The sequence below is a fragment of the candidate division Zixibacteria bacterium HGW-Zixibacteria-1 genome, assembly GCA_002838945.1.
In the GTDB taxonomy this organism is placed as follows: Bacteria; Zixibacteria; MSB-5A5; order GN15; family PGXB01; genus PGXB01.
Genome location: PGXB01000059.1, coordinates 1 through 15333, shown reverse-complemented (window position 1 = coordinate 15333; position 15333 = coordinate 1). Strand labels below are relative to the sequence as shown.

General features: G+C 47.1%; 13 protein-coding genes. 8 read left to right on the top strand and 5 right to left on the bottom strand.

Going from position 1 to position 15333, the window contains the following annotated elements; all coding sequences use genetic code 11:
• Positions 1 to 216 precede the first annotated feature (216 nt).
• Positions 217 to 480, top strand: coding sequence for a hypothetical protein (locus CVT49_15545; protein PKK82092.1), 264 nt, complete (start codon positions 217 to 219; stop codon positions 478 to 480).
• A gap of 1 nt (position 481) precedes the next feature.
• Here CVT49_15545 and CVT49_15540 read toward each other — a convergent pair whose 3' ends face one another.
• The 3 genes from CVT49_15540 to CVT49_15530 all read right to left on the bottom strand — a co-directional run bounded on the left by CVT49_15540 (position 482) and on the right by CVT49_15530 (position 2376).
• Entirely contained in the window at positions 482 to 961 is a 480-nt protein-coding gene (locus CVT49_15540; GenBank protein ID PKK82091.1) for a hypothetical protein, read from the bottom strand.
• A gap of 259 nt (positions 962 to 1220) precedes the next feature.
• The gene (locus tag CVT49_15535) at positions 1221 to 1385 is read right to left on the bottom strand and encodes a rubredoxin (GenBank protein ID PKK82090.1); all 165 of its coding nucleotides are present in this window, start codon (positions 1383 to 1385) and stop codon (positions 1221 to 1223) included.
• A gap of 94 nt (positions 1386 to 1479) precedes the next feature.
• A complete protein-coding gene (locus CVT49_15530; protein ID PKK82089.1) occupies positions 1480 to 2376 on the bottom strand; it encodes a hypothetical protein in 897 nt (298 codons plus the stop codon).
• A 151-nt stretch (positions 2377 to 2527) separates the two neighbouring features.
• Between CVT49_15530 and CVT49_15525 the strand changes: the two genes are divergently transcribed.
• Both CVT49_15525 and CVT49_15520 read left to right on the top strand, forming a co-directional pair.
• Positions 2528 to 3256, top strand: coding sequence for a hypothetical protein (locus tag CVT49_15525; protein ID PKK82088.1), 729 nt, complete (start codon positions 2528 to 2530; stop codon positions 3254 to 3256).
• Between the two features lie 15 nt (positions 3257 to 3271).
• Positions 3272 to 3832, top strand: coding sequence for a hypothetical protein (locus CVT49_15520; GenBank protein PKK82087.1), 561 nt, complete (start codon positions 3272 to 3274; stop codon positions 3830 to 3832).
• Positions 3833 to 4234: 402 nt separating this feature from the next.
• On the opposite strand, the gene CVT49_15515 is transcribed toward CVT49_15520, so the two are convergent.
• Together CVT49_15515 and CVT49_15510 are read right to left on the bottom strand one after the other, a co-directional pair.
• Positions 4235 to 6370, bottom strand: coding sequence for a hypothetical protein (locus tag CVT49_15515; GenBank protein ID PKK82086.1), 2136 nt, complete (start codon positions 6368 to 6370; stop codon positions 4235 to 4237).
• A gap of 206 nt (positions 6371 to 6576) precedes the next feature.
• Positions 6577 to 9462 carry a hypothetical protein gene (locus CVT49_15510; protein ID PKK82085.1) on the bottom strand — a complete coding sequence of 962 codons (2886 nt, stop codon included), beginning with the start codon at positions 9460 to 9462 and terminating at the stop codon, positions 6577 to 6579.
• 630 nt (positions 9463 to 10092) lie between these two features.
• Here CVT49_15510 and CVT49_15505 point away from each other — a divergent pair.
• The 5 genes from CVT49_15505 (at position 10093) to CVT49_15485 (ending at position 15206) form a co-directional block, all read left to right on the top strand.
• Complete coding sequence (locus CVT49_15505) at positions 10093 to 10425, top strand: DNA methyltransferase (GenBank protein PKK82084.1); 333 nt, start codon at positions 10093 to 10095, stop codon at positions 10423 to 10425.
• A 102-nt stretch (positions 10426 to 10527) separates the two neighbouring features.
• On the top strand, positions 10528 to 12408 hold the full coding sequence (locus CVT49_15500; GenBank protein ID PKK82083.1) for a hypothetical protein: 1881 nt from the start codon (positions 10528 to 10530) through the stop codon (positions 12406 to 12408).
• A gap of 298 nt (positions 12409 to 12706) precedes the next feature.
• The gene (locus CVT49_15495; GenBank protein PKK82082.1) at positions 12707 to 13189 is read left to right on the top strand and encodes a hypothetical protein; all 483 of its coding nucleotides are present in this window, start codon (positions 12707 to 12709) and stop codon (positions 13187 to 13189) included.
• Positions 13190 to 13299: 110 nt separating this feature from the next.
• Entirely contained in the window at positions 13300 to 13728 is a 429-nt protein-coding gene (locus CVT49_15490) for a hypothetical protein (protein PKK82081.1), read from the top strand.
• A gap of 551 nt (positions 13729 to 14279) precedes the next feature.
• The gene (locus CVT49_15485) at positions 14280 to 15206 is read left to right on the top strand and encodes a hypothetical protein (GenBank protein PKK82080.1); all 927 of its coding nucleotides are present in this window, start codon (positions 14280 to 14282) and stop codon (positions 15204 to 15206) included.
• Positions 15207 to 15333: the final 127 nt, after the last annotated feature.

Genomic DNA, 15333 nt, shown 5'->3' with positions numbered 1-15333 from the left:
ACTCTCGCTATACTGTGACCGTTTCATAGATACCTCCTGGCTCCAATATACCAAAAAGTTCTACTTCTCAACAGTCCACTATAAGGGGAAGCTTACGACGGCAATGTAACTTAATCGAATTTTGTCTTCAATTCCCCGGTATATAAACAGAAGTTACCAAACATAGTCTAATGGTAAGATGGTGCGAAATTCCGGTTTTGCCAAGGAGGGAATCGATTGGAAAAAACATTGTCTTTGATAACCGAAAAAGCGACTGGTTCGGGCGCGGTTATTCAATTGGTGCCGGCCCAATTTGCCCGTGTTCTGGCCCGAATTGATGAGCCGATAGTAGTGGTAGCCAATAGCGGCTGGCCCAAAAAAGGACAGAAATATTTGACTTCATTTAAGGGCTTTGTCTTTTGCACCAGCTCGGACGAGCCGCTTATTCTGCCCGATAATGTGGAAGTTATAGAGGCGCGGAAGATAAAATTACCGGGGTGATTTACCCGTACTCTTCAACCGTGGATAACTCGAAATTAAACCACACAATAGAACAGATCAATATCACCAGAACTTTGACCAGTTCCGGCCAGTCATGGCCCAAGGTATAGAGTAATATCACCATGGCTGTTCCAATAAAGATTTTTATGAATCCTTCAAAAAAGCGCAGCCGGATAAAATTGAAAAGTCCGAAGAGCACATAAAGAGAGATGAGCGCCGGGGCAAAAAGGATGATTATCCAGCCGGTCAGGCTTATATTGTTGATATAACCCAGAATTGAGCTCTCATCGCCGCTGGACATTATAAAAATAAGATGGGCGAAAATAAAAAATGCCGCCAGCGTAATGTAGAGAAACCCTTCAAACCGCCGTGTTCTTAAATCCCTGATGCCGGCCATCGTAAAAAAGAGCGCCGCCGCAATCAGTCCTGAAAGGTAAACAAAGACTTTGAATTCAAATGGGCTGTTAGTTAATATGTCCATAATACATCTCCGGTATAGTCTTACTGTAAATGATATGCCGGATCAGTGATAATTATTGAAAGAGGCTAAGCCATTGACGGATATGAAATAAGGCGAGACTTGTTCCGCCGGGCCCAGAGATACTGTATTTTCAGGTAAGGAAATATGAAGTCAAATGCATTATTTGACAGATTGGGCTTCAGACCCGATAAGGCAGGATTATGAAGACCCCGACCGGGATGCGTGGAATAACAAACTCGATTATTTCACAGGTTGCCGATTAAATCTCGATTTCATGAAAATATTCTTTCCCTGCTCCGCAATCGGGACAGACCCAGTCATCGGGTATATCCGCGAATAGCGTTCCGGGTGCGACACCGTTTTCCGGGTCGCCCAGCTCAGGGTCATAAACATAGGTGCAGGCTTCGCATTCCCATTTGCCCATTATTGCCTCTCCATTGCTCATCAAATATCTGGAGTCTATTTAATATTTATGCCGCGATTAATCAAATAAAACTTGAGCTAATCGCCTCTTTATGTCATCCGAATGTGACCAGAAACGCGCCAAGAACACCCAGTGATATTCCAATTATTCTCTGCAGGTTGATCGGCTCACGGAGAAGCAAAACTGCAAATAAGAAAACAAAAATATTCGAGGTCTGGTTGAGAGCGGAGGCTATTGACGCCTGCGTGTATTTCATCCCGCCCAGCCAGAGAACCATGGAAAAGTATGCGCCCATAATGGAACTGGAGACAGTGTATCCCTTGCTGTTGGCCGCCAGAAGCGACCCCAGCAGGCGGCGTCTTTCCGAGTGAAATATCAGGACAAAAAGCAGCACCGCGATCCCGCCAAGGAGCCGGATTTCGGTGACCCATAATAAGGGTGAACGTTCCAGCAGAGTCTTGATCATGACTATGCCAACAGCCGAGGCGCCGGTGGCGATCAAACCCAATAATACTCCCCAGAAAAGATCATGGCGGCTGAGATTGCCCTTCCCCTTTTTGGTCGTGGCGGTAAGGACCGCCGAGACTATCATGGCGGCACCAAGAAGCTGCAGGATGGTCATGCTTTCTCCCAGCCAGATGACCGAAAGACCGATAATCGATGGCGCGTAAAGGCAGTTGACAATCGAATGCATGCCGGCCCCGAGGTAATTCAGGCTTTTGAAGAACAGTGTATCGGCAATACCAATACCCAGGGCTCCGCTGATTAAAAGCATGTAGTAATCCCGTGCGGGCACCGGTCGAAACAGCGTCTCCCCAAAAATCCACATGGTTACAAAAAACATGAACACGGCCAGTAAATTTTTAAACATGTTAAGCGCGATCGGATGAACTTTTTCGCCGCTTTTCTTGAATAAGATGACAGCCATAGCCCAGGTCATGGCGGTCAGGAGGGCAAGCATCTCTCCAAAATAAGGTATGGGCTGCGACATGGCGCAGAAGGTAATTAAAAGCGCCGTCCTATTCAAGCGGCAAATATGTAATTATTTGTTATTTTATGATGGCTCTTGGGAAAAAGAGCGTTGATTCCGAAGCCCAAACTGGTTAGATTAGGCGGGTATTTAAGACAGGAAGGGCTGACCGGTGAATAAATTCTGGAAGACGATTCTTTTTGTTTCGATATTGTGCAATTTAACCATTGTCTATGTGGCCATAAAAGCCCTCGAGTATCGCGCCCACATCAACGAATTCCTTGATAAATATACGTATGTCGTCAACGAGTTTTCCCGGCGTGATCGCTACCATGATGAAAATCGGCCGCTTCGGGCAGACACCACCGTGCCTGGTCGTATTGTGCTTTTCGGCTCCCAGGTAATCGAAAACTGGCCCCAGGATAAATTACCGGCCGGATTTGAGTTTATTAACAGGGGAGTGTCGGCGCAACGGGCATCCGGTTTCCTGCTGAGATTCCAGCCTGATGTTATCGAACTGGCCCCTGAGGCTGTCGTGATCGAAATAAGTTCCTATAATCTTCGCCCGGAAAGCAGCGTCAAAGAAATATGTGATTATACGGCCGGGGTGGCCGAACTGGCTCTTTTTCACGGCATCAGGCCGATCCCGGCCACAATGATCCCGCCCTGCAAAGATAGTGTCGTTCCCAGCGAGTATCAGATTATGGATTCGATTGCCCTTTACAACAACTGGCTGAAGGAATACTGCGCCGCGAGAAGTATTGCTTTTATTGATCTAAATAAGGCTTTTTCTGATTCGGACGGTTTTATGGTGCGCAAATACGCAGCTGCGGCTATTGATCCGAATGATGCAGGGTATGCCGGAATAAGCGAGTTGCTTGGTAAGCTGTTGAAACCTTAGATTTGGCTTAACAATTTGGATAATATTACTTTAGTCCTCATCGCGGTCGGGCTGGCCATGGATGCCTTTGCGGTTTCGATTGCTTCGAGCGTCATAATCGGCAAAGTCAATAAACGCCAGATTTTCAGGTTATCCTTTCATTTTGGCTTGTTTCAGGCCCTGATGCCGGTAATCGGCTGGCTGGCCGGCCGGTCGGTTCATGAATATATTTCCGGTCTGGACCATTGGGTTGCTTTTGGCCTGCTGACCTTTATCGGCGGAAAGGCAATTTATGAGTCCTTTAAAGACGACGAAGGCAGTCACCCGCGCAGCGACCCGAGTAAGGGTTTTTCGCTGGTTTTGCTTTCGACAGCGACCAGTATTGATGCCCTTGCGGTCGGTCTCAGTTTTGCGGTTCTCAATGTGACCATCTGGTATCCGAGCCTGATTATTGGAATAATAACCGGAACCCTTTCTTTGATCGGGATTTTGATGGGCAGTCGGCTGGGCAAGAGATTCGGCAAGCGGATGGAAATTATCGGCGGCCTGGTCCTGATTGGAATCGGCCTGAAGATTCTCGTCGATCATTTTGCCTGATGGAAGCTTGTCCGTTTTTTCTTATTTCCACCAATTTTGATTTTCGGGAATATAAAAATAACAAGCGCATGTACCTGATTCTCCGTTACCGGGGGGTAGGTAAATTGTCGGCTTCCCCGGGTAAAAGATAGAAGGGGGGAATCCAAATCAGGCACATACGCCAAACTGACAAGTTATCCGGACGATTCAGTCATTTAGGCGGTAAAAAACTGCTGCCTTTACACCGCTGTGCTCTTGGCGTCCATCAGAATCTGCCAGTTTTCCACCCAAAACAGAGTCAAAACCTCTGCCGCCAACCCAAATTCATTAACTGAATTATAGGTCGGGGCTGTTTTTCCTCACCGCCGTTGACAAGATTATGAAAATTGTTGAATGTGTCAATGCGAGATAATTACGTAATTATTACGTATCATTGGAATGATTCTGAGCCCGAAGATAAGTGCTGAGGTTTATATTTTTATTGGTTATGCCAAGTTTTTTCCTGATTAACTCCCGATGTTTGTGGATCGTTACCAGGGCCAGGCTAAGTGTCTCGGATATCTGCTTGGAGGACATCCCCTTACCAATGAGGTGACAGATTTCACTCTCTCGGGGCGAAAGTCGGGCAAAGCGATCCTTAAAAACATCGATATCCCGACTTAAAATGTTTTTCAAATAAGTCTCCAGCGAAACTATTGAATCAACATTTTCTTTTCCAACGCGGGCTTTCAGTTTTTTCAAGAACGGTCTAAGCGCTTTCTCAACGTCATAACAAATATGCTGCTTGTAACTTTCGCGCTCTTTTTCGATATAATTCAGGATCTCACTCAGGGCTATATTTTTCTGGGCCAGAGCTTCCTGCTCTTCGCGCAGTTGATCGGCAGTCTCGCGCAATCTGTTTTCAGCTTCTTTTCTTGCCGAAATATCAAACCAGCTTCCGATCAAACCGACTATTTTTCCCTTTTCATCACGCCTGACACTTAGTTCATCGAACACCCAGATATATTTGCCGTTTTTCAGCCGGAACCGATATTCATAAGTAAGATGCTCCTGCTTTTTCAACTCGGCAAGCTGCTTGGAGATCCTTTCCTGATCGTCAGGATGAATTTGCTTGCTCCAGAAGAAAGGATCATCATAGAAATCCTGTGGAATATAACCCAGCTGTCTTTGAATGTTGTCACTGATGAATGTCGTCGGGTATTCGGGCGGTGAGCCGCAACTGTAAATCACCGCCGGGCTGTGAGAAAGCAGGTGATCCAGCCTCTGTTTGGTCCTCAGGAGTTCAGCCTCGGCCTTCTTTCGGTCGGATATATCTCTCAGAACCGTCACTCGCAGGTTCCTTCCCTGATGAATGTATTCCTTGCCGGATATCTGGCAGTAAAATCGGGAACCGTCTTTACGGATGCCGATAATCTCATAAGGTTTTTCATCGCCGGTAGCGATACGCTCCCCTACTGTTTCCCACATCTCGGACAGGACGGCATCACGGACATGTCTGCCGATCAAAGCAGGGAGCTCATAACCAAACATCCGGGCACATGCCTCATTGGCATCGAGAATGACACCCTTATCGTGAATGACAATACCTTCCTCGGCGGCATCGGATAATTTTCGGAATCGTTCTTCGCTTTCCCTGAAGGCCTGCTCTGTTTTTATTTGCTCGGTTATATCGGTGTCGGTGCCAATCATCCTGATCGGTTTGCCCTTTTCGTCTCGAATGGCCGTCCCCCTGGCCAGAATCCATCGAATAGTCCCATCCTTATGAAACATGCGGTGGACAACTTCATAATGCGGTGATTTGCCCGCCAGGTACCTCTCGGCTTCATGCATTACCGACTGGCCGTCGCCAGGATGCACATGTTTTCCCCAATCATCAAGGTGATTTTGAATTTCATGATCCTCATAACCGAGCATCGCTTTCAATTTTGGATCGACATAAATTTCATTAGTTGCAAGATCCCAATCCCAGATCCCGACCCGGCCGGCGCTGGTTGCCATCTCGTACCTTTGTTCACTCTCTCGAAGTGCCTGCGCCACTTCGAGGCGGCTTTCTATCTGCTCCTTTAACTCCAGGTTACTTTGCTTGAGCTCTGCCGTGCGTTCCTCCACCCGTTTTTCAAGGCCACGATGAGCTTTACGCAGTTCCTCCTCCGTCCTTTTGCGGTCGGTGATATCCTGTCCGACGGCGATGGCCGTAATTTCATCTGAATCAGAGTGGATTATCGCTGAGTTGGACCACAGTATAGTCCTGACTTCACCCGATTTGGTCAGCAACGGCCCTTCATAAGTATCCCTGGGGTGTTGTTTGACCCAGGCCGCGAAATCTTTCAAAGTGCGGCTGGGATGATCATCCGGAAGAAAAATTTTCGGCCAATTTTTGCCGAGCACTTCTTCCGCTTTATACCCGGTTACTCTTTCGCATTCATGATTGAAAATGATTATATCGGCCCGACTATCCAGACAGACAATCAGACTGTTGGAAGTCTCGAGAAGTGTTTGAATCAATTCCCGGTCGTCGATAGTATCATGCCGGGCTTTATCTCTGTTCCGGGTTGTCATTGGGCAACTTCCCTGCACAATATGATAGCGGTGAAAGTTACGGCAAATATACAGGCATTTCCGAATTATAGCAACAGAAAACGGTTCTGCGGGCTCTCTGCGGCAGCGATTGGGTTTTATATGGTGGATTAATTCTTACATTATATATAGTTACGTCAGAAAAAAAGCGGCCCGAAGGCCGCCTCTTTCATGGACTTATAAATACATCACGGACAAAGCGGCTCCGGGCCGCTTTTATATAAATAATTTATCAAATATGTTACATCGAGAATATTCAAGTTACCGCTGGCGTTGGCATCGCCGGACTGCGGCGGATTCGGTTCCGCACCGCCCTTATAGATGTAGTTGATCAGAAAAGTGACATCGAGCAGGTTGACGGTACCGGTGCTATTGGCATCGCCGCAAACATATAAATCAATATGGCCGCGGACAAAATATGCCGCCGGCGAAAAAGCACTGGCCGGATCGCCGGTCGCCGCGGCGCTTACACGCCAGTAAAAGCCGCCCTCGGCAAGCGTGTCCGCCCACATCACCGAATTAAGCATTATGGTGGTGTCTTTAAAAATCGATGTGAAACCGGCATTGGTCGATAACTGGACATGGTAGCTGGCGGCGCCTTCCGAAGCCGTCCAGCGCAATTCCGGAGTAAATTGAAAAACAGTATCGCCGTTTTTCGGCGATATGGGATACGGAATTTCGACATTGGTGTTGGAAAGTATCCATGGAAGCCACATTTGCAGGAATTGCACCAGCGAGGCATCATCGAATCGTTCGATACCATAACTGCTGAAGGTGGTGGCGTATGTCCCGCGCTGCGGCCCGGCCGCCGGATAGCAAACCATCATCGTTTGTCCCTGCGGATTGTTGAAGACCGCTTCCAGGGCTCCGGTTCCCGGCATTAAATCATCAGTATAATCCAGAAATGATGAGTAGCGGCTGTTACCGGCAAAACCATTCATGAATGTCCCCGAAGCCCCGATTGTCGATGTTGCCTTGTAATCCTGCATGGCACCATTAATGTGCAGATAGGTATTATTGAATGTATTATATCCGACATCACGCATATAATCCTGGCTGAAAAGGCCCAGGCGTCCCGCACTGCTGAGATATGAAGTAAAAACCGCAAGCTCCGAGGCGTTGATGCAGTCACCGTATGAGGCTCCGTAGGTGGTCTGGCCGAAATACGATGCGGTTGTCCAGAGGACGGCATGGTACATAATTAAATCATTCAGTGTCGGTGTTCCTTCCTGTGCTGTATTGAAAATGTCGAAGGAATAACCGGAATGATACATGGCTTCGACCAAATTGCCCGACCAGTTGGAGCCATTATTGTCTATAACAAGCAGAATATTCTGACGATTTATATTTATTCGGAGTTCGATATCCTGAGTCGCACCGTCGGCATCGATGTGAAGATTGCAGGTTACCGCCGAATCACTGTTCCCCGAAAGAACCTCAAATCTTAAAGGCGAGGCATTATTATCAATATATGTATTATGATCGACGGCGCCGAAATCGGCCTCGCTGTCGATAATCGATATTCGAGTGTCGGCGGTTGACAATGTCCCCTTAAGATCCGATGCGCCGACCCCATCGCAGGAAAGATTTAATACCAGATCGACCGTTTCACCATTGTCGGCATCCCCATTGAAATTGGCTGTCCCCGATCCGGTCAAAGTATCGATGATGTCATATGACATAACTCTGAATATGGGCAGTACGGGATCGGCATGTATATCGGCCTTTATGGAATCAGAATAATATTCAATATTCGCTATGGTCACGATTCCGGTGATAGCGTCATAGCTGACGCTTGAAGGTACGGTCGAGAAACTGAAATGATCGTTTGCGCACGCGCCCGGGAAAAGATCGCCGGCATCGCCGCGGTTGGTTCTGGGATCGGCATTGCCGCCCGCCATATCGCGCTCCAGGTCAAAATTACCGTCAGCCTGCTCCAGCGAGACATAGCGATGAGTCTGGTCGGCCTGCCAGCCGTCATAGTCAATATGCCAGATAGCCAGGCCGCCATCACCGCGCGAAAGCGAATCAAAGCCTATTTTGGCCCTGTTTTCGATCAGGAAATGTTCATCCGGGTTCAACGGGTTGCTGACTTTGTAGCAGACAGGATTGGTTTCCACCGGCGGTATGACCAGATTTTCGAGATTTCCCGTGATTTCAATCGGGGTCAGCCATTCCAGACGTCTTTTCATTTCGGCGCACATATGCGTCGGGCGTTCGGGGTTTCCCGGAAGCGCGCCCCATGAGCCGCTGCCCATCAGGCACCAGGTTCCGACTCCTTCGGAGCCGCCATTGGTATCATACAGGTCGGGCATTCCCAGAACATGACCATACTCATGGCAATAAACGCCAATTGCAATAAGCTGTCCGAGCATGTTTTCTTCAGGTTCGGTCGAGTAGCGTCCGGTGCTGATACCATCGGCGGTCATAACCTCATAATACCACGCATGTGACCAGATATCGTCGGTCGAACCCGATTCCTCGGCCGCCGGACCGGCATGTACCAAAAAAATGCCCTCGGCATAACCATCACCATTATTGTCGAATTGTGCGAAATCAATGGTCGGGTCAAGGATATTCACACAATCCTCGAGTAATCCCTGGGAATTGTTGGGGTAACCGCCCATGCCGTAATCATCGCCCACATAATAGGCATATGATTGCGGGGCCATTATCCACGCCGTGACAAAACCATCGATGGCAAAGGCGCCGTACGAAACTTCCTGAAAATATTCATACATCGATTCGGTCGGAATAACGCCGGTCGAAAACATCAGGTCGTGATAGGCCGATGTGGGATGTGCGGACGTGTCGGCTAGGTGATCGGGGAATTGAACGAGAATAAGCAGTATATTATCGGTGTTTCGCGGCCTTTTTAAGGCCGCTTCATCCAGGTCGGCCTGAATCTGGGGATTAAATAGCGGCCTGGCCCGTTTGGCCGCATCGGGTATCGGAATCTTGAGGCGCTCAGTATACCACTCCACCGGCGCCGGCGGCATAATGGCATGAGTTGTCAGGCTCAATGCGAAGATTGTTAGAATCGACAGTAACATGGCTCTTGAAGCAAATCTCATGGCAGAATCTCCCGGTTATGGCTTATTATTTTTATTGTCGTGTCAAAGTTGCTTTTTCTAAATCGTAAGGCCAGTAATAATTTATGTACTGAAGGCTCCCGCTCTGTCTGCCGATTCGGTCCTTTCCGATTCACGTGAGGTAAACAGAGATATTAAGCAGGTACTGACAGGCAATATAGCTGTTTTTCGCGATTCGTCAATAAAATATCCCGTCATAGACCAATATGGCAGTCAGAAGCGACAATAGCACGGCATTGAGAATTGGCCTCTTATCTGAATGGTTAGGTTAAATATGAAATCCGACAAATTTTCAAAAAAAATGAATCGTTTTCGGGAAAATCTTATCTAATATAAAAATGAGACAGTAATATTTTAAGCAGGTAATTTTATACAAAAATAGTCTTGATGCCAAAGATGATGGGAGATATCGATTTGACGGAAAATAGCCTTGCAATACAACAGTCCGTGGGATTGCCCCGCCCCTCAGTTTGAAGCGGTAACCACCTTACAAACCTCTGACAGGGGACAGCCGGCCGGCAATTCTCCGCCGGTATAAAAATTGGCGTTGCCGCACAGGTTATTTATTGATAGATTGATTAATCGAATTAGATTTGGGCTTAAGCGAGTTTTATGACGACCGACTCACCAAAACAAAAAGATTCTTTTGAACAAAGAATCATAGCCGTCCTGAAAAAAATCCCCAAAGGCAAGGTGGCCAACTACGGCCTGATTGCGGCCGCCGCCGGAAATCCGCGCGGCGCCCGGCAGGTGGTCCGGATCCTTAATTCGTCCTCAGAGAAACACAAACTTCCATGGCATCGGGTCATCAACCGTGAGGGCAAAATATCGCTGCCGCCGGGCCGGGGATATGAACTTCAGAAAGCACTTCTTGAAAAAGAGGGTATCGTTTTCGATTCCAATGATCGAATCAATTTTGAACGCTTTCTCTGGCTGCCCAAATGAGATGAAAAGAAAGAAATTATTTTTGACAAATATTGTGAATATATTCACAATGTAGATTCTATGACAAAAAAGACATAGAGAATAAAATACAGGAGACAAAGAATGAAAAAACTATTCCTGTCTTTCGGATTAATTGTAATTGCGCTCATAATCGGCGGTTGCAGCCTCTGGTCGGACATGATTAATACCATGCTTCCGTCTCAAAATCGGCCGATTAAAGTTGCTTTCCCGTCCGATAAGGAGACAGTGGAGAGCCTGAAGGGGATCGCTGTCGAACTGAGCGATAAGTACGGCCGTGATTTTTCACATGTTCAACTTTTTCGCGACTCGGGCATTTATGCTTATGAAGGGCCGAAAACCTGTCTTGAGTGCCATGCAAATATCGAGATCGAGGATGCTGTCAGCGGCGAAAAGAAGACTGTCGACCTCATGGAGAACCTGACTACCTCGGCGCATTATACATTCTTTACCAGCAAGCATCCCAACGTCTATGGTTTCAACGGCAAACTGGCCGATGATTTCCGAATGGGCAAGATCAACCGCCCCTGCCCCAAACCGGGCTCGTTTGCCATGACCGCCTGGGCGGCACCGGTAGTCCTGGCTATCGGCGATACGCTGTCGGAAGGATGCGGCCAGTGCCATATCGGCGGACAGCCGACCGCCCCGCTGGGCGAGATGATGCCGGGCTACAGTACTTCGGATGAAGAAAAGGACGCCATTGATTGCCTGATCTGCCATGCCGTCGCCTATGATATGAATAAGAAGCAGATCACCATGGGGGATGACGGGCGCTGGCACTGGGGGCAGGACCGCTCGATCCGGGCCGCCGTATCGGTGACATCGCCGACTGCTCAAAGCTGTCTGCGCTGCCACCAGCATAATTTCGGCGGCGATATTTATGTTGATGAAGCCGACTCATCGTTCCATGAAAGTATGGTCAATACCGGGCATGAGCGCCCGAGGGTGCTGCATCCTGGAAGCAAGCGCGGAACACCGTACAACCCGGCATGGGACGTCCATGCCGCCGCCGGAGTGGACTGTATCGAGTGTCATAAGACCGAGGGGCATTATATTGCCAAGGGGACACACACCACCACCATGATGGCCAATGACCTTCCTGATGTGGAAGTGGCCTGCACAAATTGCCATGACAAAGAACCGCATTCCAGCGATCCTGAATGGGGCGATTTCTATAACAGCCACACCGAAAAAATTGCCTGCCAGACTTGCCATATTCCGTCGCTGCAGGAAGATAACGCCACCTACCGCGATTTTGCCACGCCGACCTATGAGGAACATCCGGGGATATTTGTCTATACTGATATTAAGAAAGAGACTGAGCCGGGCAAGGGGATCAAATATGCCTGGTGGAACGGCGATGCCACTTTTCTCGGCAATCCGATCGGCGACAATCCCAACGGCAAGAATTTATACAGATTTTACAATCCGACCCATATCTGGCCGGAGTACGCCGACTTCGATTACAAGGCCTGGTATGAGAAGGTCATGCGGCCCATTGCCAAAAAAGGGCGCCCGTCGAAAATATATGCCATGAAGCTGTTCAACGGCCGCCAGCATATCGATCTCCAGAATATGGGGCCGTTCGGCGGCATGTACCTGCCATACAATCTGCCCACCTACTACAAAACCGGCAACCCGGATAAGGCGGCCATGGTGGAGATGGAAAATCCGATGATGAAAATGATGTACGCCTGGATGTTCAAGGTGTATATGATGAACGAGTTCATGGAATATATGGATATCGACGGCTGGAACACTTCGGCTTATGAACAGGCTTCCAAAAATGAGAAAGTGGAACCGCGTTGGATACCGCAGGATGCCCTGCTTGAGATCAGCCATGCCATCCGGAAAAACGGTGCCCTGACCTGCAACAACTGCCATTCTCCGGAAGGGGTCATGGATTTCAAAGCACTCGGCTATGACCCCGATGAGGTCGTATCATTACAGGAGCCGCGAATGTAAAAGAATTACTCTGGGCTTATTTAAAGCTATGAGTTTTCTTATGAAAATTAGCCGGACCCCGGGCATTACGCCCGGGGTTATTTTTTGGAAATGGCACAATTTTGAAAGTTATTGTCTCATAGTTTCTTAACAATCATTGACCTCCGAATGATTTTTGGTCATTTTTGGTCTTTGTTATTGACAGGGAAAAAATCGATAAAAAATACCAAAAATGTCATCAATAAAGTATAGACTTTTTGTCCGATTTTTGTATATTGGCTATTACTAATACGTTACAACTTAATAGGTGAGGGTGTGTATGCGTGCATTTCAAGGCGGATTGTATCTAATAGTATCCATTATATTGGTAATAATGATGAGTAGAGTTCCTTCGAAAGCGCATTCGCCCCGGGGCTTGATTAATAATATCCTGATCTATGGCTCAAGTGCCAATATTAATTCCGCCTTCACGACCGAAGTAGTCACCGATGTCGAGGATGACGAGCACGGGGAAGGACTGCCCTATCGATTCGAGCTTTCACAAAACTATCCCAACCCGTTCAACCCGGTGACAAATATAGAATACAGCATTATGAGCCGCTCACAGGTGAGGATAGAGGTCTTCAATATTCTTGGCAAGAAGGTGGCGACCCTCGTCGATGAAACCAAACCGGCCGGAACGTACAATGTGACCTGGGACGGGCGTGATTTCGAAGGCAATCCGATCGCCTCCGGTATTTACCTGTACCGCTTTACTATGGGGGAATACATGGAAACGAAGAAAATGATGTTGGTGAAATAATGACCACGTTGAAGGAAATTATCTGATACTTTGCATGTATTGGCTATTGTGACTAGTGACTTTACTCATCGATTACCAAAAAGCAGGAGCGAGGGCTCCTGCTTTTTTTTATGTCCGAAACTTTAATATTTTATTACAGTATTAATGATAAGAATGTTGTTTTTTGTTTATGGAGTAATAAAGTGCCTGATATAAATATCAGTTACGATTATATCCTGGCCGCTCTAAAAAAGCTGGTATCGATAAACTCGGTTCTTCCAAATGAGGAACCGCTGGCGGCCTTTATTGCCGATGAAATCCGGTCATATGGCCTGGAGCCGGTCTGGCACGAAGTTGCCCCCGGGCGACCCAATGTTTATGCATCGCTTGGTGCCGGCCCAACCGATAAATTTCTTGTATTCTCGGGTCATTCCGATACTGTCCCGCCCGCTTCCGACTGGGAACATGATCCATTCCGGCCGCTCGAAAGCAATGGCCGTCTCTATGGTCTTGGGGCGATAAATATGAAGGCCGGGCTGGCCTGTATATTAATTAACTAATATGACAGGAGTTACATAGAGCTTGATACAGTTTTTTATTACAACCAGAATCGAGAATTGATCGCCAATATTTAATGGCGTAATGTCCACCACATTCCATTCGATGGGCTGTCCCATCTCCATGTCGGTGGTGGCAGGACAATGAATTGCCGTTTGATTCCGGTTTCCTACAAACGTTACAAAGCATCGTTCCATCAGTTAAAATTGTAATAATCCACAGCCTAAGCCAATAAATCCGTAATGCATGGCGATGATGCACTTTAATTCTAACATCGGGTCGCCGATGATAAACTTGTTTATAGGTGCGCCGACAAGTTTTACATTCACCGGCAAACCCATCTTTTGTTGCACGATTCTTATAAAACTCACTCACTAATTTGGTTTGTCCGCATGCGGGGCAACGTTTCATTCTAACCTCATCATTACTTTATCTTCTTATACCGCAACCGACGTGCCAAAGGCTTCGATACGCTCAAGAGTAACATGTTCGTCATCGGCACACCGTTTGTTTCTTATAATGATAAATCACCTATCTATTAAGGAGCGATGGTATGAAATCATTGAAAGACTTACCGACACTCGCCGAATCACTCGGTATGCCCGAATCTCAAAAGCTTTTGCAATCTTTTTATCTCAGATGCAGAATGATGAATTTGACACCGACAGCCCTACAAGCCGATGCCGATCGATTGCGTTATTTATTAAAATATACCCATTCAAGGAAGTTGGAATTGGATGCACTCACCGTTCGGGATTTACAGAATTATCTGCTCTCAATAATAGATGTCATTAGCCCCATTACCGTCAATGGACGCATTACCGTTTATAAAACTTTCTTCAAATATCTATATGATGAAGGACTGATTCCTATGAATCCGGCCAGTGGCTTACATAAGCTTCGTGAACCAATTCGATTAAAAGATACCGTTACCCCTGACGAAATGGTGCGGGTTTTAACTACTTGCAATCGCAAGACCTTCTTTGGTAGTCGTGATTTTTGTATAATACTTCTGACTTATGATTCAATGCTCCGGCTGTCGGAATTATTGGCACTCAAATTATCCAACATCGATCTACAGGGAAGATTGGTCAAATTGTATGGCAAGGGACGTAAGGAGCGATATGCGCCATTTTCCGGTAAAACGGCCAAAGCCATATATACCTATCTAATAAAATTCCGTTCCAAGATTGAAGGCGATTTGCTCTTTCCGCGTCTCAACGGCGGTCAATTGAAAAGATTGGGAGGATATCATATAATACAGAAAGCCGGTAAAAGAGCCGGTATTAAATTATATCCACACCTATTGAGACACTCAGGAGCAAGTCAATATATCCGACAAGGGGGTAATATTGCGATTCTTTCACGCATACTTGGACACTCATCACTCAAGACGACACAGATATATTTGCATTTATCGGGTGAAGATTTGTTAAACAATTTTGAAAATTTAAGTCCAACGAGTGGTATGGAATTTTAATTGTGCTCTGCCGGATTTAATAAGGATCACCATGAAGTTCCCCCGATTTAGTGGACACGGAGAAAGGATACTATTATTATGATTCTTTCTCATCCTGAGTCCCGAAGGACAGGAGGTGTTCAGATGT

Bases quoted from the DNA above. Each gene is read 5' to 3' on its own strand.
- CVT49_15535 (PKK82090.1), bottom strand. From the start codon at position 1,385: ATGGGCAAATGGGAATGCGAAGCCTGCACCTATGTTTATGACCCTGAG.
- CVT49_15490 (PKK82081.1), top strand. From the start codon at position 13,300: ATGTCCGAAACTTTAATATTTTATTACAGTATTAATGATAAGAATGTT.
- CVT49_15505 (PKK82084.1), top strand. From the start codon at position 10,093: ATGACGACCGACTCACCAAAACAAAAAGATTCTTTTGAACAAAGAATC.
- CVT49_15495 (PKK82082.1), top strand. From the start codon at position 12,707: ATGCGTGCATTTCAAGGCGGATTGTATCTAATAGTATCCATTATATTG.
- CVT49_15485 (PKK82080.1), top strand. From the start codon at position 14,280: ATGAAATCATTGAAAGACTTACCGACACTCGCCGAATCACTCGGTATG.
- CVT49_15540 (PKK82091.1), bottom strand. From the start codon at position 961: ATGGACATATTAACTAACAGCCCATTTGAATTCAAAGTCTTTGTTTAC.
- CVT49_15530 (PKK82089.1), bottom strand. From the start codon at position 2,376: ATGTCGCAGCCCATACCTTATTTTGGAGAGATGCTTGCCCTCCTGACC.
- CVT49_15510 (PKK82085.1), bottom strand. From the start codon at position 9,462: ATGAGATTTGCTTCAAGAGCCATGTTACTGTCGATTCTAACAATCTTC.
- CVT49_15515 (PKK82086.1), bottom strand. From the start codon at position 6,370: ATGACAACCCGGAACAGAGATAAAGCCCGGCATGATACTATCGACGAC.
- CVT49_15500 (PKK82083.1), top strand. From the start codon at position 10,528: ATGAAAAAACTATTCCTGTCTTTCGGATTAATTGTAATTGCGCTCATA.